The sequence below is a fragment of the Geodermatophilus sp. SYSU D00663 genome (assembly GCF_054050655.1).
Genome location: NZ_JBJGZT010000009.1, coordinates 1 through 21,422 on the forward strand (window position 1 = coordinate 1; position 21,422 = coordinate 21,422).

Annotated in this window: 18 protein-coding genes and 1 rRNA gene; 17 read left to right on the top strand and 2 right to left on the bottom strand. The window is 78.2% G+C overall.

All coding sequences use genetic code 11. From position 1 onward, the window contains the following. The 3 genes from rrf to ACI79Z_RS08725 form a co-directional block, all read left to right on the top strand. Positions 1–114, top strand: a 5S ribosomal RNA gene (gene rrf / locus ACI79Z_RS08715); the annotation flags it as partial. 959 nt (positions 115–1,073) lie between these two features. Continuing rightward, complete coding sequence (locus tag ACI79Z_RS08720; protein WP_456902366.1) at positions 1,074–1,934, top strand: tetratricopeptide repeat protein; 861 nt, start codon at positions 1,074–1,076, stop codon at positions 1,932–1,934. Positions 1,935–2,033: 99 nt separating this feature from the next. Continuing rightward, the gene (locus ACI79Z_RS08725; protein ID WP_456902367.1) at positions 2,034–2,393 is read left to right on the top strand and encodes a single-stranded DNA-binding protein; all 360 of its coding nucleotides are present in this window, start codon (positions 2,034–2,036) and stop codon (positions 2,391–2,393) included. Between the two features lie 29 nt (positions 2,394–2,422). On the opposite strand, the gene ACI79Z_RS08730 is transcribed toward ACI79Z_RS08725, so the two are convergent. Continuing rightward, a complete protein-coding gene (locus ACI79Z_RS08730; RefSeq protein ID WP_456902368.1) occupies positions 2,423–3,775 on the bottom strand; it encodes a DUF1015 family protein in 1,353 nt (450 codons plus the stop codon). Between the two features lie 87 nt (positions 3,776–3,862). Between ACI79Z_RS08730 and ACI79Z_RS08735 the strand changes: the two genes are divergently transcribed. The 7 genes from ACI79Z_RS08735 (at position 3,863) to ACI79Z_RS08765 (ending at position 10,462) form a co-directional block, all read left to right on the top strand. Beyond that, entirely contained in the window at positions 3,863–4,294 is a 432-nt protein-coding gene (locus ACI79Z_RS08735) for a tetratricopeptide repeat protein (protein ID WP_387994417.1), read from the top strand. Beyond that, positions 4,291–5,361: an HAD-IIA family hydrolase gene (locus ACI79Z_RS08740; protein ID WP_456902369.1), complete on the top strand. Its 1,071-nt coding sequence runs from the start codon at positions 4,291–4,293 to the stop codon at positions 5,359–5,361. Before ACI79Z_RS08735 ends, ACI79Z_RS08740 begins: the two co-directional genes overlap by 4 nt. A gap of 175 nt (positions 5,362–5,536) precedes the next feature. Beyond that, positions 5,537–5,788 carry a hypothetical protein gene (locus ACI79Z_RS08745; RefSeq protein WP_456902370.1) on the top strand — a complete coding sequence of 84 codons (252 nt, stop codon included), beginning with the start codon at positions 5,537–5,539 and terminating at the stop codon, positions 5,786–5,788. Further along, positions 5,788–6,585 carry a TlyA family RNA methyltransferase gene (locus ACI79Z_RS08750; RefSeq protein WP_387994410.1) on the top strand — a complete coding sequence of 266 codons (798 nt, stop codon included), beginning with the start codon at positions 5,788–5,790 and terminating at the stop codon, positions 6,583–6,585. Before ACI79Z_RS08745 ends, ACI79Z_RS08750 begins: the two co-directional genes overlap by 1 nt. A 112-nt stretch (positions 6,586–6,697) precedes the next feature. Further along, positions 6,698–7,750: an NAD kinase gene (locus ACI79Z_RS08755; protein WP_387994407.1), complete on the top strand. Its 1,053-nt coding sequence runs from the start codon at positions 6,698–6,700 to the stop codon at positions 7,748–7,750. Further along, positions 7,725–9,599 carry a DNA repair protein RecN gene (recN, locus tag ACI79Z_RS08760; RefSeq protein ID WP_387994404.1) on the top strand — a complete coding sequence of 625 codons (1,875 nt, stop codon included), beginning with the start codon at positions 7,725–7,727 and terminating at the stop codon, positions 9,597–9,599. The genes ACI79Z_RS08755 and recN overlap by 26 nt, the downstream gene beginning before the upstream one ends. A gap of 146 nt (positions 9,600–9,745) precedes the next feature. Continuing rightward, a complete protein-coding gene (locus ACI79Z_RS08765) occupies positions 9,746–10,462 on the top strand; it encodes a methylase (RefSeq protein ID WP_456902371.1) in 717 nt (238 codons plus the stop codon). Positions 10,463–10,573: 111 nt separating this feature from the next. On the opposite strand, the gene ACI79Z_RS08770 is transcribed toward ACI79Z_RS08765, so the two are convergent. After that, positions 10,574–11,194, bottom strand: a complete 621-nt coding sequence (locus tag ACI79Z_RS08770) for a TetR/AcrR family transcriptional regulator (protein ID WP_456902372.1) — start codon at positions 11,192–11,194, stop codon at positions 10,574–10,576. Between the two features lie 441 nt (positions 11,195–11,635). Here ACI79Z_RS08770 and steA point away from each other — a divergent pair, with 441 nt between their 5' ends. From steA to ACI79Z_RS08805, 7 genes are read left to right on the top strand one after another with little or no spacing between them, the layout of a single operon-like run. Continuing rightward, positions 11,636–12,772 (top strand): putative cytokinetic ring protein SteA, encoded by a 1,137-nt coding sequence (gene steA / locus ACI79Z_RS08775; protein WP_387994397.1) that lies wholly within the window; start codon positions 11,636–11,638, stop codon positions 12,770–12,772. Continuing rightward, positions 12,769–13,719, top strand: coding sequence for a copper transporter (locus ACI79Z_RS08780; protein ID WP_387994394.1), 951 nt, complete (start codon positions 12,769–12,771; stop codon positions 13,717–13,719). The genes steA and ACI79Z_RS08780 overlap by 4 nt, the downstream gene beginning before the upstream one ends. Next, a complete protein-coding gene (locus ACI79Z_RS08785; RefSeq protein ID WP_456902373.1) occupies positions 13,716–14,585 on the top strand; it encodes a hypothetical protein in 870 nt (289 codons plus the stop codon). The genes ACI79Z_RS08780 and ACI79Z_RS08785 overlap by 4 nt, the downstream gene beginning before the upstream one ends. Further along, positions 14,582–16,228, top strand: coding sequence for a murein biosynthesis integral membrane protein MurJ (murJ, locus tag ACI79Z_RS08790; protein WP_456902374.1), 1,647 nt, complete (start codon positions 14,582–14,584; stop codon positions 16,226–16,228). Before ACI79Z_RS08785 ends, murJ begins: the two co-directional genes overlap by 4 nt. Continuing rightward, the gene (locus ACI79Z_RS08795) at positions 16,221–17,351 is read left to right on the top strand and encodes a glycosyltransferase family 4 protein (RefSeq protein WP_456902375.1); all 1,131 of its coding nucleotides are present in this window, start codon (positions 16,221–16,223) and stop codon (positions 17,349–17,351) included. Before murJ ends, ACI79Z_RS08795 begins: the two co-directional genes overlap by 8 nt. Then, positions 17,348–19,708, top strand: coding sequence for a hypothetical protein (locus ACI79Z_RS08800; RefSeq protein ID WP_456902376.1), 2,361 nt, complete (start codon positions 17,348–17,350; stop codon positions 19,706–19,708). The genes ACI79Z_RS08795 and ACI79Z_RS08800 overlap by 4 nt, the downstream gene beginning before the upstream one ends. Beyond that, entirely contained in the window at positions 19,686–21,422 is a 1,737-nt protein-coding gene (locus tag ACI79Z_RS08805) for a CTP synthase (protein ID WP_456902377.1), read from the top strand. The genes ACI79Z_RS08800 and ACI79Z_RS08805 overlap by 23 nt, the downstream gene beginning before the upstream one ends.

Sequence of the window (21,422 nt, forward strand, 5' to 3'; positions counted from 1 at the left end):
GGCGGCCATGGCGAGAGGGAAACGCCCGGATCCATTCCGAACCCGGAAGCTAAGCCTCTCAGCGCCGATGGTACTGCCCCGGAGACGGGGTGGGAGAGTAGGACGCCGCCGGACAACCATTCAGGAACGGGGGTCGGAGCCATTGGCTCCGGCCCCCGTTTCGCGTGTCCGGCACACCATTCCGGTGCTCGAACGAGTGCCGCCCTTGCGACCGAGGTACTGACGACGACATGACTGCTCCTCGACGAGGCTCCGCCGGACGTGGCCGGCCCGACGGCCAGGACCCGCGCGGCGGTGCACGCTCGCGGCGGGACGACCGGGCGGGTGGCTCCTCCGGCAGGGGTGCGACCGGTCAGCGGGGGTCCGGCTCCGGCCGACAGAGCGCCCAGGGCCGCCGTGACGGTGCCGCCTCCGGTGAGCGCAGCGGTCGACCGCCGGCCGGTGGCCGCCGGATCGGAGGCCAGCAGGAGCCGCGCGCCGGTGGCGCCCGTGGTGACGCGGGGTGGCAGGACCGCCGTCCGGTCGCCGGTGGACGGTCGGAGGGTTCGTGGCGGGACCGTCGTCCTGCCGGCGACCGGGCCGAGCGCTCCTGGCAGGACCGCCGTCCCGGTGCGGATCGCAGCGAGCGGCCCGGTCAGGACCGCCGTCCGGGTGGGGATCGCACCGAGCGGACGTGGCAGGACCGCCGTCCCGGCGGTGACCGCCCGCAGCGGTCCTGGCAGGACCGGCGTCCCGGTGCCGACCGCACCGAGGGCTCCTGGCGTGATCGCCGGACCGGTGGCGGCGACCGGCCGGAGGGCGCGTGGCGGGACCGCCGCCCGTCCGGGGACCGTCCCGGCGGCGACCGTGGCCGGGACGGCCGCGGAGCCGGCCCCCAGGGCGGCGCCCGCTCCTGGGAGGACCGCCGCTCCGCCCGCCCGGCGGACCGGAGCGAGCGCCCTGCCGGCCGGGACCGGGACCAGGCCGCCGGCCGCCCGTCGGGTGCGGGACGTCCCGACCGCTCGGGTGGGGGCAACTGGCGCGAGCGCCGGCCGAGCGAGGACCGTCGCAGCCGCCCCGGTGGGCCGGCCCGGGTGGACCGCACGCCCCCGGCGCCCGCCGGCCCCCTGCTGCCCGACTGGGCCGACCCGCGAGACCTCGACCCCGCCGTCCGCGCCGGCCTCCGGGGGCTCGACTTCCGCAACGCCGAGACGGTCGCGCGGCACCTGGTGGTCGCCGGCACGCTCGTCGACGAGGACCCCGAGCAGGCGCTCGCGCACGCCCGGGCGGCGCGCGACCGGGCGTCCCGGATCGCCCTGGTGCGGGAGGCCGTGGGTGTCGCCGCCTACCACGCCGGTGACTACGCCGAGGCCTCGCGTGAGCTCCGCGCCTACCGGCGGATGAGCGGCGACCAGGGCTACCGGGCCGTGCTGGCCGACTGCGAGCGGGCGCAGGGACGTCCCGAGGTGGCGCTGCGGCTGGTCCGCGAGGCGCTGGCCGAACAGCCCGACCGCGACGAGACCGTGGAGCTGCGACTCGTCGAGGCGGGCGCCCGTCAGGACCTCGGTGAGGAGCCGGCGGCCCGGCTGGTGCTCGAGGGGGCGCTCGGCGGACGGCCCCGGCCCGACGGCGTGGACTGGGAGGACGAGCCCACCCGCCGGCTGGCCGTCGCCTACGCCGACCTCCTCACCGCCACCGACGACCCGGCCGCCGACGCCTGGCAGGAGGCCGTGGCCGCTGCCGCGCCCGAGGAGGACGACGTCGCGTTCGGCGAGGAGGAGCTGCCGGAGGTCCCCGACGTCGATCCGGCCGCGGACGACGACGCCGTGGCGGCGGACGGGGACGACGCCGACGCGGGGGACGACGAGCTGGACTTCGACGCGGACGTGGAGCGCGAGGTGGCCGAGCTGCTCGGTGAGGTCGAGCCGCCCGCCGAGGACGAGCCGGGGCACTGACCACCGACGATCGAGTCCCCGTCGTCCACACGGCGGCCGCCGGTCCACAGGCGCCCCGGGGCGCCTCCCGGGCGTCCGCGGCCGGGTGAGGCTGCCGCCATGAGCGTGGCAGTCATCGACCGGAACGACGTGGTGCTCCGCGGGCGGCTCTCGGCCCCCGCGGAGCTCAAGGCCCTCCCCAGCGGGGACACCCTGGTCACCTTCCGCCTGGTGGTGCGCCGCCCCGAGACCCGGGCCCGCGGGCAGTCGGTCGACGTGCTGACCTGCGTCACCTACGACCGCGCGCTGCAGCGGCGGGTGGCGGTCTGGGAGGCCGGGGACGTCGTCGAGGTCGAGGGCGCACTGCAGCGGCGGTTCTGGCGCACGCCGGGCGGCACGGCCTCGGTGTGCGAGGTCAACTGCCGGCGCGGTCGCAAGGTGCCGCGGAGCGGTGCCGGGGGGACGGTGCGGACGGCGTGACCGGCGGCGGGCCGGGCCGGCGCCGTCGGTCAGTCCCCGTGGGGGCGCAGGACCAGCCCGGTCCGCGGCTTGGGCACGAACAGCGTCGACTTGCGCGGCATCCGGGCGCCCGCCCGCGCCACCGCGGCGACGTCCGTGGGGGAGGGCGGCCGCAGCAGCAGCGCCACCCCGTGGCGCCGGTCGGCCAGACCCAGCGCCTCGGGGACGTCGTGGGCGACGAGCACCGACCCGGGGTCGTCGGGCCGGCCCCACAGGTGCCCGATCAGCCCGGTGGTGGCCAGCACGACGTCGAGTCCGCGCCAGGCCGGCGGCGCCTCGGCCGGCACGGTCGCCCGGACCTCGGCCGACGGCTCGGACAGGCGCAGCAGCCGGCGGCCGTCGCTGAGCAGGAACAGACCCCCGGCCGAGGCGTGCGCCCGCCGGACGGCGACCTCGAGGTCGTCGGGGTCAGGGCCGGCGGGGACCTCGGTGACGGTGAAGCCGCGGGCGGCGGCCTCCGCGGCCACGTCGAGGGAGAGGTCGGGCACGACGCGGTGGATCGCCTCGACCCGCAGCCCGCCGGCGCCCATCGGCGTCAGCAGCGCGAGCACCCGGCAGTCGCCGTCGGGACGGGCCCGGTGCAGCGCGCGTGCCGCGGCGAAGCGGTGGTGGCCGTCGGCGATCACCGCCCCGGTGCGGGCGAGGGCCCCGGACAGGCGGCGCAGCACCTCCCGGTCGGCGACCCGCCACAGGCGGTGCCGGACGCCGTCGGGATCGGTGACGTCCATCGTGGGCGGGCCGCCCGGCGCCGCCTGCGTCAGCGCGGCGACCTCCGGCTCCGGGTCGTGGGCCAGGACGATCGGCTCGAGGTCGGTGGCCGTGGCCGCGAGCAGCGCCCGGCGGCCCTCGACGGCGGCCGGGAAGGTGTCCTCGTGCGGCAGCACCGCGCGGCCACCCGCGGCGGCGACCGCGACCGCTCCCAGCCAGCCGACCGTGGCCGCGCCCTCGACCGGCTGCATCTCGTACAGCCACAGGGCCGCCTCGCCGTCCCGGACCAGCACCCCGGCGTCCTCCCACTCGCGCAGCGTGCGGGCCGCGCGGGCCGCGGTGCCCTCGCCGGTGCTGCCGCCGCAGGGGCCGGTGGCCCCGGCCGTGCCGGGTCCGGACGTGCCGCCGGGCAGGATGAGGCGGACGATGTTGTGCGGATCGGCGGCGGCCAGCCGCTCGCGGCCGTCCGGCGTCACCAGGTCGTAGGCTGGCGAGCTCACTCGGGCCAGGTGCCCGGGGTCGTGTCGCCGGTAGGTCAGGGCCCGGAACGGACGGACGTCCAGTCCCGCCACAGCGTGGGGCAGAGGGCCCGCCGACGACGAGTGCACGACGGGATCGTAGGAGCCGTCGGCCACGCACCGCCGCGGCAGCCGGGTCCCCGGTCCCTGCCGGGCCTCGCACCGGCCGGCGCGCACGCGAGCGGCAGGAGCGGGAGGACAGCGGTGTCGACAGCAGGCTCACCGGAGGACGACCTCCCGGGCGGGGGTGTGCCCGGGGGCGGGGTCTACGAGTGGTACCGGCGCGGCCTGGACCTGCTCAGCGGCGGCGACCCGGCGGCCGCGGCGACCCTGCTCGCCCGGGCGGCGGAGGCCGAGCCCGGCTCGCGCAGCATCCTCGAGGCGCTGGCCCGCGCGCAGTACGACGCCGGGCGCTACCGGGACGCCCTCGACAGCTTCGCCGAGCTCGCGGCGGTCAACCCCACCGACGACTACGCCCAGTTCGGCCTCGGCATGGCCGCCAGCCGCGCCGGCGAGCTGGGCCTGGCCGCCGAGCACCTCGCGCTGGCGGTCGCCATGCGCCCGGACCAGGCGCACTACGCCCGCGCCCTGCGCGGGGTGCGGGCGCGGCGGGCGTCGGGAGGGGGAACGGCGTGAGCGACCCGTCCGCGCGGCCGGCTCTCGCGGCCGGCAGCCCCCGGCCGCCGGCCGAGGTGCACGACGTCGCGCTGCTGGACCTCGACGGCGTCGTCTACGTCGGGCCGGACGCGGTGCCCGGCGTGCCGCAGGCCCTCGCCACCGCCCGCGAGCGGGGGATGCGGCTGGGCTTCGTCACCAACAACGCCGCCCGACCGCCGGAGGAGGTGGCCCGGCACCTGACCGACCTCGGCGTACCGGCGAGCGCGGACGAGGTCATCACCAGCTCCCAGGCGGCGGCGTCGGTCGTGGCCGGGATGCTCGGGCCGGGCGCGCGGGTGCTGCCCGTCGGCGGTCCCGGTGTCGCGGCGGCGCTGCGGGCGGCCGGGCTCACCGTCGTCGAGCGCGCCGAGGACGAGCCGGCCGCGGTGGTGCAGGGCTACGGCCGCGAGGTGGGCTGGGCGCAGCTGGCCGAGGCGGTGGTCGCCGTCCGCAACGGCGCCCGCCACGTGGCCACCAACGCCGACGCGACCATCCCCTCGCCGCGGGGTCCACTGCCCGGCAACGGGGCGATGGTCGGCGTGGTCCGCGACGTCACCGGCCGCGAGCCGCTGGTCACCGGCAAGCCGGACCCCGCCATGCACGCCGAGTGCGTCCGCCGCACCGGGGCGGAGCGCCCCCTGGTGGTCGGCGACCGGCTGGACACCGACGTCGAGGGCAGCCACCGGGCCGGCGCGGCCAGCCTGCTCGTCCTCAGCGGGGTCACCGTCCCCGCCACCCTGCTGGCCGCCGGCCCGCTGCACCGTCCCGACCTGCTGGCCGCCGACGCCGGCGGGCTGCTGGTGCCGCACCCGCCGGTCACCGCCGAGGACGGCGGGTGGCGCTGCGGAGGCTGGCTGGCCACCGCGGACGGCGACGGCCTGCTGGAGCTGCGCGTCGGGGAGGGCGCCGGCGACGGCCTGGACGGGCTCCGCGCCCTGTGCCTCGCCGCCTGGACGGGAACGCCCGGGGGCGGGCCGGCCAGGGTGCTCGCCGCGGACGGGGAGGCGCGCCGCGCGCTCACCGCGTGGGGGCTGGCGGAGCGGTGAGACAGCGCGCCGGCACGAGCGGCCGGGCGAGCCGACGGGGTGTCCGCAGTGTCCTCGGGCGGCCCGCGCCGTCGTCCCCGGCCGGTACCCTCGCGGGCCAGGGGCGCCGCACCGCGCCGCCCCGTGCCCGCCGTCCGGCGACCCCGTCCCCCCTCCCGTCCGAGAGGTCAGCGCCATGACCGAGCCGACCCGGCCGCGACCGGTCCCCGGCCCGCCGCGGCCCGGTCCCGCGGGCGTCCCGGCCCGGCCCGTCCCCGCGGGGCCGGTCGTCGACGCGACGGACGCCGACCAGGGCACCGACGTGCCCGAGCAGCCGGGGACACGGTTCGCCGACCTGGCGCAGCGCCCGGTGGGGGAGCACGTCGCCGTCTTCGAGGCCGAGCACGACCGGCTGAAGCGCGAGCTCGGCACGATCGACCAGCTCTGATGCCGCGCCGCAGCCGACTCGACGCCGAGCTGGTCCGCCGGGGCCTGGCCCGCTCCCGCGAGCACGCCGTCGAGCTGATCACCGAGGGGCGGGTCGCCGTCGCCGGGCGCGCCGCCACCAAGCCGGCCACCGGCGTGGAGGCCGGCACGCCCGTCGTCGTCCGCACCGACCCCGACGAGCACCGCTGGGTCTCCCGCGGCGCGCACAAGCTGATCGGCGCCCTGGACGCCTTCGCCGTGCCGGTCGAGGGCCGCCGCGCCCTGGACGCCGGCGCCTCCACCGGGGGCTTCACCGAGGTGCTGCTGAGCCGGGGTGCCCGCGAGGTGGTCGCCGTCGACGTCGGCTACGGCGAGCTGGCCTGGTCGCTGCGCACCGACGACCGGGTGCGGGTGCACGAGCGCACCAACGTCCGCACGCTGACGCCGCAGCAGATCGACGGCCCGGCCGACCTGGTGGTCGCCGACCTGTCGTTCATCTCGCTGCGGCTGGTGCTGCCCGCGCTCACCGCCTGCGCGACCGACGACGCCGACCTGCTGCCCATGGTCAAGCCGCAGTTCGAGGTCGGTCGCGAGCGGCTGGGCTCGGGCGGGGTGGTCCGGGACCCGGCGGCGCGCGCGGCGGCCGTGCTCGAGGTCGCCGAGGCCGCGGCCGCGCTGGGCTGGGGCACCGCCGGCGTGGTCGCCAGCCCGCTGCCCGGCCCGGCCGGCAACGTCGAGTTCTTCCTGCGGCTGCGCCGCGACGCCGGCGCGCCGGCCGAGGAGGACGTGCGCCGCGCCGTCGCGGAGGGACCACGGTGACGCGGGGGACCGGCCGGGCGGGCACGCCCGTCCGGGGGGACGCTGGGGACCGGCGGCGGACACCGCGGCACAGGGCACAGGCGGGCAGAGCAGCCCGGATCGAGGAGGACCGATGAGCGAGGCCGGCCAGGGCGGATGGCGCCCGGGAGGCGGGCGGCACGTGCTGCTGGCCGTGCACACCGGGCGGCAGGACATCACCGAGCTGGCCCGCAGCTCCGCCGCGCGGCTGGCACGCGCCGGCATCACCGTGCGCGTGCTCGACGACGAGGCCGAGGCGCTCGGCATCGAGGGCGCCGAGGTGGTCCCCGCCGACGCCGAGGCCGCCCGCGGCGCCGAGATCGTCATGGTCTTCGGCGGCGACGGCACCTTCCTGCGCGCCGCCGAGCTCGCCCGCTACAGCCACGCCGCGCTCATGGGCGTCAACCTCGGCCGCGTCGGCTTCCTCGCCGAGACCGAGCCGGAGGCGGTCGAGGAGACGCTGACGGCGATCGAGCAGTGCGCGTACGCGGTCGAGAAGCGGCTGGCCATCGAGGTCGACGTGCTCGACGCCGCCGGCAACGTCGTCGCCGGGACGTGGGGGCTCAACGAGGTGTCGGTGGAGAAGGCCGAGCGCTCGCGGGTGCTCGACGTGGTGGTCTCCATCGACGGGCGGCCGCTGACCAGCTTCGGCTGCGACGGCGTCCTGTTCGCCACCCCCACCGGCTCCACCGCCTACGCGTTCTCCGCCGGCGGCCCGGTGGTGTGGCCCGACGTCGAGGCGATGCTGCTGGTCCCCAGCAACGCGCACGCGCTGTTCTCCCGGCCGCTGGTCACCTCGCCCGACGCCGTGCTCTCGGTCGCGGTCCCGCCCGACGGCAACCGCGCCCGGGTCTCGGCCGACGGCCGGCGTGCGTTCGACGTCCCCGACGGCGGCCGCGTCGACGTGCGGCGCGCGGCCCGGCCGGTGCGCATCGCGCGGGTGCACACGACGACGTTCGGGGACCGGCTGGTCGCCAAGTTCGGGCTGCCGGTGCGCGGCTTCCGCGAGGTCCGCCGGCACGACCCCGGCCACGAGCTGCGGTCCTCACGGAACGTCCTCGCCCGCGACGTCGTGTCCTACCCGGGCAACGGCGACGGGGGCGTCCGGGAGGAGGTGCGCGGTGGCGCCGCGGACCCCGACGCGTGAGCGCACCGGCCGCGCGCGCACCGCGCCCGCCGCCGACCCCGCCGTCCCGGCCGACACCGACGGCGGCCGCCCGCCCGCCCGCCGCGAGGACGCTGCACCGCGCACCGCGCACGGCCTCGGCCGGCTGACCGAGCTGCGCATCCGCGGCCTGGGCGCCATCGACGACGTCACCCTCGAGCTCGGCCGCGGCCTCACCGTGGTCACCGGTGAGACCGGCGCCGGCAAGACGATGGTCGTCACCGGCCTGACCCTGCTGTTCGGCGGCCGCGCCGACCCCGGCCGGGTGCGCGCCACCGGGCGGGCCGGCGTCGAGGGCCGGCTCGAGCTGCCGCCGGACTCCCCGGTGTGGGAGCGGGCCGCCGACGCCGGCGCCGAGCCCGACGACGACGGCAGCCTGATCCTCGCCCGCACGGTCAACGCCGAGGGCCGCTCGCGGGCGCACCTGGGCGGGCGCAGCGTGCCGGTCGGCGTCGTCTCCGAGCTCGCCGAGGGCCTGCTGGCCGTGCACGGGCAGAGCGACCAGCTGCGGCTGTCCCGCCCGGCCGAGCAGCGGCACGCCCTCGACCGCTACGCCGGCCCGGCGCACCTGCAGCTGCTGGAGACCTACCGCGCCGCCTACGCGCGGTGGCGGGAGCTCGCCGCCGACCTCGACCGCCGCCGCGGCCAGGCCCGCGAGCTGGCCCAGGCCGCCGAGGTGCTGCGGCACGGCCTGGACGAGATCGAGGCGCTGGCGCCCGAGCCGGGCGAGGACGAGGCGCTCGACGCGCAGGCCAAGCGGCTGGGCGACGCCGACGCGCTGCGCGCCGCGGTCGACGAGGCGCGCACGGCGCTGGTCGGCGACGTCACCGGCGACCTCGGCGCCGAGGGGCTGCCGCAGGACGCCACCGCGGCGCTGGCCACCGCCGAGCGCGCGCTGGCCGGCACCGACGACCCCGCGCTGGTCCTGCTCGCCCGCGACCTCGCCGACGCCGTCGCGGTCGTGTCCGACGTGAGCGTGCAGCTGGCCGGCTACGTCGCCGACCTCGACGCCGACCCCGCCCGGCTGGCCGAGGTGCTCGACCGGCGCGCGGCGATCACCGCGGTGGTGCGCAAGTACGCCGACCCGGGCGAGGGGCTGGCCGGCGTCCTGCGCTGGGCCGAGGACGCGCGCGCCAAGCTCGACGCGCTCGACGTCTCCGACGAGGCCCTCGAGGCGCTGGAGGCCGCCCGCGACACCGCCCGCGCCGAGGTCGACGACCTCGCCGCCCGGGTGTCGGCCGGCCGCCGCGCCGCCGCCGACGGGTTCGCCGCCGAGGTGGGCCGGGAGCTCGCGGGCCTGGCGATGAAGAGCGCGCGGGTCTCCTTCTCGATCGACAGCCACCCCGACCAGCCGGGGCCCGACGGCGTCGACGAGGTCGCGCTGCTCATGGCCGCCCACCCCGGCGCCCCGCCACGGCCGGTGCACCGCGGCGCCTCCGGCGGTGAGCTGTCCCGGGTGATGCTCGCGATCGAGGTGGTCTTCGCCGGCGCCGACCCGGTGCCGGTGATGGTGTTCGACGAGGTCGACGCCGGCGTCGGCGGGCAGGCGGCCGGGGAGATCGGGCGGCGGCTGGCCCGGCTGGCCCGCGACCACCAGGTCGTCGTCGTCACCCACCTCGCGCAGGTGGCCGCCTTCGCCGACACCCACCTCGTGGTGGACAAGTCCCCGGACACCGCCGCGGGTGTCACCGCCACCGACATCCGGGCCGTCGACGGCGAGGACCGGGTGCGGGAGCTGGCGCGCATGCTCTCGGGCCTCGCCGACAGCGAGACCGGGCAGGCGCACGCCCGCGAGCTGCTCGCCGTCGCCGCCGCGGCGCGCACCGCGTAGGAGCCCGGCCGGTCGTACACGACCGGGTGGTGGGACGCAGGAGTGTCGATCGCGTGACGGGGGTAGGCGGGACCCGTGCGCGCCGACGTCCCGCTCCCGTCACCCCTCGCCGCGGCCTGCCCCGCCCGGACCGCCGGGGGTGACCGGTGAGCTGCTTCAGCTCCGCCGACGAGTCGGCGCACTACGGCTTCTCGGTCTGCATGCTGCTGCAGCAGTACCGCGAGCAGCTGGGGTGGGAGACCGCGCCGCTGGTCGAGCTGGGCACCGGTGACGCCTCGGCGATCGCCGACGTCGTGCAGGGCCTGCCCGGCCTGCGCGTCCGCAGCTACGACATCAGCGAGGACTCGGTGCGGAAGGCGCGGGCCAACATCGCCGAGCGCGGGGTCGCCGACCGCTACACCGTCGAGCTCGGCGACTTCTTCGACCAGGCCGACGCCGCCGGCGGCGAGCCGGTGACCACCGCGATCGCCAACCCGCCCTACATCCCGGCGCCCGACCGCGACATCCTCATGCCCGAGCTGTGGGGCGGCGTCCGCGGCAACGACCTCACCCTTCAGCTGCTCAAGGCCGGCTACGACCACGTGGTCACCGCGGTCGCCAGCTACGCCGATCCGGTCACCACCGTCAGCACCGCCGCCGACCTCGGCTACCGGGTGGTCAACTTCCTCGCCATGGGCCTGGACTACGGGCCCTACAGCAGCGAGCCGAAGGTGCGCGAGCAGATCCGCCGGATCGTCGCGGAGGGCCGCGGATGGGCCGGCGACGACGAGTACATGGTCGCCGTCGCGCTGTTCACGAAGGACCCGGACATCCCCGGCGACCGCGCCGACCAGCTACTGCGGGCGCTGCAGCTGCCGGCCTGAGCCGGGCGCTCAGCCCAGCGGCACGCACAGCGCCGTCGGGTGCCCGCCCGCGGGGCGCCGCCGTCCGCGGCGGTGAGCTCGACGGTCGCGGCGAGCCCTCGGCCGGCGCGGTCAGCGGCGCTTCGCGTAGCCCGCCAGGCCGAACTGCAGCAGCGACAGCCCGCGGCGGCCGGCGGTGCGCAGCTCCTCGGCCAGCTCGGGGCCGGTGACGCCGGCCAGCACCCGGTCGCGGGCCAGCTCCAGCAGCCGCCCGTAGAGCGCGGTGACCGCCGCGGCGGTGAGCTCGGGTTCGACCGCGCCGTCGCCGGCGCCGGTCTCCGCGCGGATCTGCGCCGCCAGCGCCGCGGTGAGCTCGCCGAGGATCTCCCGCTCGCGGGCCTGCAGCGTCCGCGAGCCCCGGACGACCTGGGCCATCGCGGCCACGCCCTCGGCGGCCTCGGGCGTGCCGAGCATGGACATCGCCCGGACGACGAACGTCCCCGCCGCCGCGGCCACCGACTCCCCGGCCGGGCGGGTGGCGACGGCGTCGAGCAGCGCGGCCCGCATCGGCGGGTCGGCGGCGAGGACCAGCCCCTCCTTGACCGGGAAGTGGTTGAAGACCGTCTTCTCCACCACGCCCGCGCGCTGGGCGATCTCCACGACGCTCACCGCGTCGAAGCCGCGCTCGGCGAACAGCTCGGCGGCGGCGTCGACGATCCGGTCGTGGGTCTCCCGCCGCCGGCGCTCCCGCACGCCCGAGCCGCGCCGCTCCCGCCGCCGGGCGGCCCGACGCTCCCCGGCCGGCGCGTCCCCGGGCCGCCCGGCGGGGGCGGGCGGCGGGCCGGGCACGGGGACCGGTGCGGGCGCCGGGCCCCCGGGCACAGCGCGGATGTGCGGGGGAGCCGTCGTCTCCGGCCCTTCCTCCGCGGCCCCGGGACGGGTCGCCGGGATGCTGGCAGCAGGAGCCCCACGTGTCACAGCGGGCAACGCTAGACAGCGCCGCTGGGAGATGGAGCGGTGCTGGTGGGACGTGCGTGCCGGGCGTGTCGCGTCGGCCGTGGTGTCGGACACCCTGCGTGACCAGGCCGTTGCAGTTGCGCGTCGGAGGAGAACCGCCGACGGCGTGCGTGGGACCATCGGCCAATGCGCATCGGCACCCTGCGACGGAGCCGGGCCCAGGAGGCGGCACCCGGGGTGAGCGGCACCGTCCGGCTGGACCGTCGCACGAAGAACCTCACCAAGCGCCTGCGGCCCGGCGACATCGCCGTCATCGACCACGTGGACATCGACCGGGTCAGCGCCGACTCCCTCGTCGCCGCCCGGGTCGGCGCCGTCGTCAACGCCGCGCCCAGCATCTCCGGGCGCTACCCGAACCTCGGCCCGGAGATCATCACCGCGGCCGGCATCCCCCTCGTCGACGGCGTCGGCAAGGACGTGTTCGCCGCGCTCAAGGAGGGCGCGCAGGTCCGCGTCGAGGGCGACACGCTCTACGGCCCCGACGGCACGGCCGTCGCGAAGGGCACCGAGCAGACGCCGGAGACCGTCGCGACCGCGATGGCCGAGGCCAAGGCCGGGCTGTCCACGCAGTTGGAGGCGTTCGCCACCAACACGATGGAGTACATGAAGCGCGAGCGCGCGCTGCTGCTCGACGGCGTCGGCGTGCCCGACGTGCAGACGGCCATCGAGGGCCGGCACGTGCTCGTCGTCGTCCGCGGCTACGACTACAAGGAGGACCTGCAGGCGCTGCGGTCCTACATCCGGGACTACCGGCCGGTCCTCATCGGCGTCGACGGCGGCGCGGACGCGCTCATCGAGGCCGGCTACTCGCCGGACATGATCATCGGCGACATGGACTCGGTCAGCGACCACGTCCTCAAGAGCGGCGCCGAGGTCGTCGTGCACGCCTACGTCGACGGCCGCGCCCCCGGCCTCAAGCGGGTGCAGGACCTCGGCGTCGACGCGATCACCTTCCCGGCCGCGGCGACCAGCGAGGACATCGCGATGCTGCTGGCCGACGAGAAGGGCGCCAAGCTCATCGTCGCCGTCGGCACGCACGCCACGCTGGTGGAGTTCCTCGACAAGGGGCGCGGCGGCATGGCCTCGACCTTCCTCACCCGGCTGCGGCTGGGCGGCAAGCTGGTCGACGCCAAGGGCGTGAGCCGGCTCTACCGCAGCCGCATCTCGACCGCCGCGCTGGTCGTGCTCGTGCTCGCCGCGCTGGTCGCCATCGTCGCCGCCCTGGCCGTCACCACCGCCGGGCGGATCTACTTCGACCTGCTGGTCGACCAGTGGGACAGCTTCGTGTTCTGGTTGGAGAACCTCTTCTCGTGATCGACTTCCGGTACCACCTGGTCTCCCTGATCGCGGTGTTCCTCGCGATCGCCCTGGGGCTGGTGATCGGCGCGACCCAGCTGTCGGGCCCGCTGCTGGACAACCTGCAGGGCCAGGTCACCTCGCTGCAGGACGACAAGCGCGCGCTGGAGGACACCACCCAGGACCTGCAGACGCAGGTCGACAGCAGCCAGGCCTTCGAGTCCGCCGTCGCCCCGGCCCTGGTGCAGGGCGCGCTGACCGGCCGCAGCGTGCTGCTGGTGCAGGCCTCCGAGGAGGTCACCACCGACACCGTCGAGGAGGTCACCGCGCTGGTCACCGAGGCCGGCGGGACGATCTCCGGGCAGGTCTCGCTGGCGCCGGAGTACAGCGACCCGGCCAGCGAGGCGGGCCTGCAGAGCTACGTGACCGGCCCCGGCCGCCCGGCCGGCGTCGTGCTGCCCGAGACCGACGACACGGGCCAGCTGGTCGGCGCGCTGCTCGCCCAGGTCCTCATGGTCCCGGCCGACGGCACCCCGGCCCCCGACACCGCCGCGGTGTCCACCGTGCTGGCCGGGCTGTCGGCGCTGGAGGTCCTCTCCCAGGACTCCGCGTCGGTCACCCCGGCCGACTTCGCCGTGGTGCTCACCGCCGGGGCGCCGACCGGCGAGGACGCCGCCGACCGCAACGACGTGCTGCTGGACCTGGTCACCGCCCTCGACGCCGAGGGCTCGGGCGCGGTCGTGGCCGGCGACGCCGACTCGGCGGGGGAGACCGGCCTGGTGGGCGTCGTGCGCGCCGACCCCGCGGTCTCCGCGGCGGTCTCCTCGGTGGACAACGTGACCAGCCCCTCGGGCCAGATCAGCACCGTGCTGGCGCTGGGCCGCGAGCGCGAGGGCACCTCCGGCAAGTACGGCACCGGGGAGGACACCCAGCCGGTCCCGCCGGTGCCCGCCACCACCCCGTGACCGGCCGCCGGCTCCCGCGCCGCACGACCGGCCGCCGGTTCCTGCTCGCCGCCGCCGGCGCGGCCGCCGCCCGGGCGGGTCTCGCCGCCGCGGCCGCGCTCGACGCCCGCCCCGTCGGCGCCCCGTGGCGGCGCACCAACTACGCCGGGCGGCCGGTGACCCTGCTCGGCGGGCCGGCGCTGGCCGCGGCCGCCACCGCCGGCGCCGTGCTCGGCGCCCCGGCCGGCACCCGCGCCGCCGCCGCCGTCGCCGGGGCGGTGTCCGGGCTGGTCGGCGGCTACGACGACCTCGCCGGTGCCCGCCCCGAGCAGGCGCGGGACAAGGGCCTCGCCGGGCACCTCGCCGCGCTGCGGGCCGGCCGGGTGTCGGCCGGCGCGGTCAAGGTCGCCGGGATCGGCGCGGCCGCCGCGGTCGCGGCGCTGCTCTCGGCAGGCGGGCATGGGGCCCGAGGCAGGCGGGGGATCGCCGACGCCGTCCTCACCACCGGCCTGGTCGCCGGCACCGCCAACCTGGTCAACCTGCTCGACCTGCGCCCCGGCCGCGCGGCCAAGGCCGGCGCGCTCGCCGCCGCGGCGGGCCTGCGCGGCCCGGCCGGCGGCCTGGCCGCCGGTCCGCTCGGCGCGGCGCTGGCGGTGCTGCCCGCCGACCTCGGCGAGCGGGTGATGCTCGGCGACGCCGGCGCCAACGCCCTCGGCGCGGTGCTCGGCCTCCGGGCCGCCGCCGTCCCCTCGCGCCCGGCGCGCGCGGGCCTGCTGGCCGCGGTCACCGCGCTCACCCTCGCCAGCGAGCGGGTCAGCTTCACCCGGGTCATCGAGGCCACGCCGGGCCTGCGGGAGCTCGACCGGCTCGGCCGCCGCCCGGCGTGAGCGCCGGACCGGCGGTGCGCCCGCCCGGCCGCCGCGTCGCACAGGGGGTCGCCGGCGCCGCCGCGCTGATCGCCGTCCTCACCGTGCTGGCCCGCCTCGCCGGCTTCGGGCGCACGCTGGTCTTCACCAACGCCGTCGGCGCGGACAGCACCGGCGACACCTACACCGCGGCCAACGCCGTCCCGAACATCGTCTTCGAGGTGGTGGCGGGCGGGGCGCTGGCCTCCCTCGTCGTGCCGATGCTGGCCGCCGGCATCGCCGCCGGGGACCGCGAGCAGGTCCGCCGGACCGCCTCGGCGCTGCTGGGCTGGACGCTGCTGGTGCTCGCGCCGCTGGCCGCGCTGCTCGCCGTCCTCGCGCACCCGGTCGCCGAGCTGCTGCTCGGCGGCGGCACGCCCGCCGAGGTCGACCTGGCCGCCCGCTTCCTCGTCGTGTTCGCGCCGCAGGTGGTGCTCTACGGCCTCGCCGTCGTCGCCACCGGCGTGCTGCAGGCCCACCGCCGCTTCGCCTGGCCGGCCCTGGCGCCGCTGCTGTCCAGCGTCGTCGTCGCCGCCGCGTACGCCGCCTTCGCGTGGACGGGCGGCGGCCGGGAGGTCCGGGACCTGACGACGACGGGCGAGCTGGTCCTCGGCGTCGGGACGACGCTCGGCGTGCTGGCCCTGGCGCTGGCGGTGCTGCTGCCGGTGCGGGGGCTGCACCTGGGGCTGCGGCCCGCGCTGCGGTTCCCGGTGGGCGCGGCGCCTCAGGTGCGCCGGCTGGCGGTCGCCGGGGTGCTCACCCTCGCCGGGCAGCAGCTGGTGGCCGCGGTCGCCATCCGGCTGGCCGGCGACGGGCCCGACGGCACCCAGGTCGCCTACACCGCCGGGCTCACGCTGTTCCTCGTGCCGTGGGCGGCGGTCGCGGTGCCGCTGGCCACCTCCGCCTACCCGCTCATGGCCGAGCGCGCCGCGGTCGGGGACCTGCCCGGCTACCGCCGCGCGCTGGCGCCGGTCACCGCGCTGGTCGTGGCCGCCAGCGCCGGGGCCGCCGCGGTGCTGGCCGCCGTCGCCGGGCCGATGGCGCGGGTGTTCCTCGTCGACGGGGAGGCCGACCGGGTCGCCGCGCTGCGCGACGCCGTCGTCGCCTTCGCCCCGGGCCTGGTCGGCTACGGCCTGGTCGCCGTCCTCACCCGGGCGCTCTACGCCCGCGGGCTGTGGCGGGCGCCGACGGCGTGCGTGCTCGGCGGGTGGCTGCTCGCCGTGGCCGCCGACGTCGTCCTGTCCACCGCGCTGCCGGTCGCGGACCGGGCGCTGGCGCTGGCCGCCGGGCACAGCGCCGGGGTGACCGCCGCGGGCCTCGGCCTGCTCGTCGTCACGGCGCGGACGGCCGGGCCCACGGGGCTGGCCGGGCTGGCCCGCCTGGGGCTGCCGGCGCTGCTCGCCGCCGGGGCGGGCGCGGCCGCGGGCCTCGCGGTCGCCCGCGCACTGGGCGCCGACCCGGTGCCCGGCGGCTCGCTGCTCGCGACGGCGGGGGCGGGGCTGCTGGCGGCGGCGACCGTGACCGCGGTGGCGGCGGCGGTCATGATGGGGACGGCGCGCCGCCCCCTGACCGCGGCGGCGCGCGCGCTGCGGACGCCCGGGGGGACGGAGGTGCACGGTGGCTGAGGCCCGACCGCTGGCCGGCCGCCGGGTGGCCGAGGTGCTCGCCACCAGCACCGGCGGCGTCGGCACCCACCTGCGCTCGGTGCTGCCCGCGCTGGCCGGCGCGGGCGCCGGGGTCACCGTCTGCGGGCCCGCGGCCACCGACGCGCTGTTCGGCTTCTCCGCCGCGGCCGGCTTCACCCCGGTGGAGATCTCCGCCGGGCTCGACCCGCTCGCCGACACCCGCGCGGTGCTCGCGCTGCGCCGCGCCGCCGCCGGGGCCGACCTCGTGCACGCCCACGGGCTGCGGGCCGGCCTGGTCGCCGCCGCCGCGGTGCGCGGCGGCACCCGCCGCCCGCTGGTGGTCACCCTGCACAACGCGCTGCCCGAGCGCTCCGGCCCGCTCCGCCGGGTGCTGGCCGCCGCCGAACGGGCCACCGTCCGCGCCGCCGACGTCGTGCTGGCCGCCTCCGGCGACCTCGCCGACAACGCCCGCCGCCTCGGCGCCCGCGACGTCCGGGTGGCGCCGGTGTCGGCGCCGGCGCTGCCGCCGGCCCGCCGGTCCCGCGACGAGGTCCGCGCCGGCCTGGGGCTGGCCGACGGCCGCCCGCTGGTGCTCGCCGTCGGGCGGCTGCACCCCCAGAAGGGCTACGACGTCCTCCTCGACGCCGCCGCGACCCTGGCCCGTGGCGCGGCCGGTGACCGCGCGCCGCTGGTCGCGATCGCCGGTGACGGGCCGCTGGAGGCCGAGCTGTCCGCCCGGATCGCCGCGCAGCGGCTGCCGGTGACCCTGCTCGGCCGCCGCGACGACGTCGCCGACCTGCTGGCCGCCGCCGACCTGGTCGTGCTGCCCTCCCGCTGGGAGGCGCGCTCGCTCACCGCCCAGGAGGCGCTGCGGGCCGGCACGCCGCTGGTCGCCACCCGCACCGGCGGGCTGCCGGAGCTGCTCGGCGACGGCGCGCTGCTCGTGCCCCCCGGCGACGCCGCCGCGCTGGCCGGCGCGGTCGCCGACCTGCTGGCCGACCCCGCCCGCGCCGCCGCGCTGGCCGAGGTCGGGCGGGCGCGGGCGGCGGGCTGGCCGGACGAGGCCGCCACCGCCCGCACCCTGGTCGCCGTCTACCGCGAGCTGCTGGGGCCCCCGCGGTGAGGCGCGCCGCCGTCCTGCTGTCCGTGCTGCTGGCGCTGCTCGCCCTCGGGCTGCCCGGATCGGCGGCGGCGGACGACGGCCGGCGCGCCGACCGGGTGCTCGTCGTCGGCGTGCCCGGGCTGGTGTGGGACGACGTCGACCCCGGGCGGACGCCGGCCCTGTGGGAGCTGGCCGACACCTCGCCGGTCGGGGCGGTGTCGGTGCGCGCGGCCCGCTCCACCACCTGCCTGCTCGACGGCTGGGCCACCCTCGGCGCGGGCAACCGGGCCCGCTTCCCGGCGCCGGACGAGATGCTGCCGATGGTCCCGCTGCCCACCGTGCCGCTGCCGGGGGAGACACCGGACGCCCCCGGCGGGTCCGGCGCGGCCCCCTCGCAGGAGCCGGTGCCGGCCGGGCCGCCGGCCAGCCCCGAGCTGTCGCACTGCGGGCTGCAGGAGCGGCTGGCGGAGGCGGGGCTGGCCGATCCGCTCAGCGCCGTCCGCGCGGTCGCCGAGGACGACGCCAGCGCCCGCTTCGGCGCCGAGCCGGGGGCCCTCGGCGCCGCGGTCGGCTGCGCGACGGTCGTCGGCCGGGCGGCGGCGCTGGCCGTGGCCGCGCCCGGGGTCGGGCTGACCCGCGAGGACGCGCTGCCGGCCGACCCGGCGGCGCTGGCCGCGCTGCTGGAGCCCTGCCCGCTCACGCTGGTCTCCCTCGACGGCCTGGTCGACGCCGGCGTCCCCGCGCCCGAGGGCAGCGAGACCGGCACCGACCCGGTCTCCCGCGAGGCCGCGCTGGCCGCCGTCGACGAGCAGGTGGCCCGGCTGCGCGCCGCCGTGGACACGCTGCCCGGCGAGACGCTGCTGCTGGTGCAGGGCGTCTCGGAGGTCAACGACGGCCGCCCGCAGCTGCACGTGGGCATCGCCTCGGGTCCCGGGTTCCCCGGACCGGGGTGGCTGACGTCGGCCAGCACCGGCCGGGCGCCGTTCACCCAGCTCATCGACGTCGCCCCGACCGTGCTGCGCGCGCTGGACCTCGAGCAGCCGGCGTCGGTCAACGGCCAGCCGCTCACCGTGGCCGGGGGCCGTCCGGCCACCGCGGAGGCGGTCGCGGAGCTGGAGCGGGCCAACACCGCCGCGGTCACCCACCACCGCAGCACCGGCACGTTCTTCACGGCGCTGGTGGCGGTGCAGGCCGCCGTCGTCGTCCTCGGCGTGCTCGTGCTCGGCCTCACCCGCGGCGCGCGGCCGCGCGCCCGGCTGCGGCCGGTGCTGGAGCTCGCGGCCCTGGCGGCCGCGGCGCTGCCGGTGGCCACCTACCTGGCCGGGCTGCTGCCCTGGGAGCGCGCCGGCTCGCCGCGGTGGGCGCTGGCCGGGGCGCTGCTGGTGGCCGACGCCGCGGTGGTCGCGGTCGCCGTCCTGGGGCCGTGGCGCCGCCGCCGGGGCGGGCCGCCGCTGGCCGTCCTCGCGGTCACCGTCGGCACGCTGGTCGCCGACGTGCTCACCGGCTCGTCGCTGGAGCTGGACGGGCTGCTCGGCTACGACGCGATCGTCGCCGGGCGGTTCACCGGCTACGGCAACCTCACCTCCGGCCTGCTGGCGGCGGCCGCGCTGGTCGGCACCGCCGTCGTCGCCACCGCGGCGGGCCGCCGCGCCGGGCGGGACGACGGCGGGCGGCGGGCGCGGCGGGTCACCGGCGCCGTCGTCCTGGGCGCCGGGCTGGCCACCGTGGTGCTGGTCGGCGCGCCGGGGCTCGGCCGCGACTTCGGCGGCGTGCTCGCGGTGCTGCCCGGCTTCCTGCTGCTGGCGATGCTGCTCACCGGCGTGCGCGTGACCGCGGTGCGGCTGGCCGCGGTGCTCGGCGCCGGGGTGGTCGCCGTCGGCACGCTGGCGTTCCTGGACTGGCTGCGGCCGGCCGCCGAGCGCAGCCACCTCGGCCGGTTCGTCGAGCAGCTGCTCACCGGCGAGGCGTGGACGGTGGTGAGCCGCAAGGCCTCGGCCAACGTCGGCATCCTGCTCGGCAGCGCGCTGGCCTGGATGCTGCCGGTGGCGCTCGTGGCCGCCGTCTGGCTGGTGCGCGGCCGCCGGCCCGCGCTGCTGCGCGGTCCCGGCCTGCTCCGCGACGGCGGCTCGGGCCTGCGCCCGGCCGACGCGGCCGTGCTGCGCGCCGGGCTGGTCGCCGCGGCGCTGAGCCTGGCCCTGGGCGCCGCGGTCAACGACTCCGGCGTCGCGCTGCCCGCGACCGCCGCCGCGCTGCTCGTGCCGCTGCTGGTGACGCTGGCCACGACGGCGCCGGGCCGGCGGGGCGTGCCCGCGGACAGCCGGGACGAGGACCCGGACCGTGTTACGGTGGGTTCCCGTGGGTCGACCTGGAATGCGTGATCGCGGGCTCCTCCACAACTCCCAGCCGACGAAGTTCGTCTTCGTCACCGGTGGAGTTGTCTCCTCTCTCGGCAAGGGCCTGACGGCCAGTTCCCTCGGCGCTCTGCTGTCCGCCCGCGGCCTGCGGGTGACCATGCAGAAGCTGGACCCGTACCTCAACGTGGACCCCGGGACGATGAACCCGTTCCAGCACGGCGAGGTCTTCGTCACCGAGGACGGCGCCGAGACCGACCTCGACGTCGGCCACTACGAGCGGTTCCTCGACACCGACCTCGGCCGGCGCTCGAACGTCACCACGGGGCAGGTCTACTCCGACGTGATCGCCAAGGAGCGGCGCGGGGAGTACCTCGGTGACACCGTGCAGGTCATCCCGCACATCACCAACGAGATCAAGTCCCGCATCCTCGCCGCCGCGGAGTCCGGCACCGAGGACGACGAGGGCGTGGACGTCGTCATCACCGAGATCGGCGGCACCGTCGGCGACATCGAGTCGCTGCCCTTCCTCGAGGCCGCCCGGCAGGTGCGCCACGAGATCGGCCGGGACAACTGCTTCTTCCTGCACATCTCGCTGGTGCCCTACATCGCGCCGTCGGGCGAGCTGAAGACCAAGCCGACGCAGCACTCGGTCGCCGCGCTGCGCAACATCGGCATCCAGCCCGACGCGGTGGTCTGCCGCGCCGACCGCGAGATCGGCACCGGCCTCAAGCGCAAGATCAGCCTGATGTGCGACGTCGACGCCGAGGGCGTGATCTCCTGCCCCGACGCGCCGTCGATCTACGACATCCCCAAGGTGCTGCACCGCGAGGGCCTGGACGCCTACGTCGTCCGCCGGCTGGGCCTGCCCTTCCGCGACGTCGACTGGACCGTGTGGGGCGACCTGCTCGAGCGGGTGCACCGCCCGAAGCAGACGGTGACGATCGCGCTGGTCGGCAAGTACGTCGACCTGCCCGACGCCTACCTGTCGGTCAGCGAGGCGCTGCGCGCGGGCGGGTTCGCCCACCGCGCCCGGGTGCAGATCCGCTGGGTGCCCTCCGACGACTGCCAGACCCCCGAGGGGGCGGCGGCCGCGCTGTCCGACGTCGACGGCGTGTGCATCCCCGGCGGGTTCGGCGTCCGCGGCATCGAGGGCAAGCTCGGCGCGATCCGCTACACCCGCACCAACGGCATCCCGACCCTGGGGCTGTGCCTGGGCCTGCAGTGCATGGTCATCGAGTACGCCCGCAACGTGGCCGGGCTCGAGCAGGCCAACTCCGCCGAGTTCGACCCCGACACCCCCGACGCGGTCATCGCCACCATGGCCAGCCAGGTCGACGTCATCGCCGGCGAGCGCGGGCTGGGCGGCACCATGCGGCTGGGCAGCTACCCGGCGCACCTGCTCAAGGGCTCGCAGGCCGCGGCCGCCTACGGCTCGACCGAGATCACCGAGCGGCACCGGCACCGCTACGAGGTGGCCAACGCCTACCGCGACCGGCTCTCCGACGCCGGCCTGGTGTTCAGCGGCACCTCGCCCGACGGCCTGCTGGTCGAGTTCGCCGAGCTGCCGCGCGAGGTGCACCCGTTCTTCGTCGGCACCCAGGCCCACCCGGAGCTCAAGAGCCGCCCCACCCGCCCGCACCCGCTGTTCGCGGCGTTCGTCGACGCGGCCATCGACCGCGCCGAGTCCGCCCGGCTGCCGGTGCCGGTGGAGGCCGAGGCGGAGAAGGTCGGGATCTGA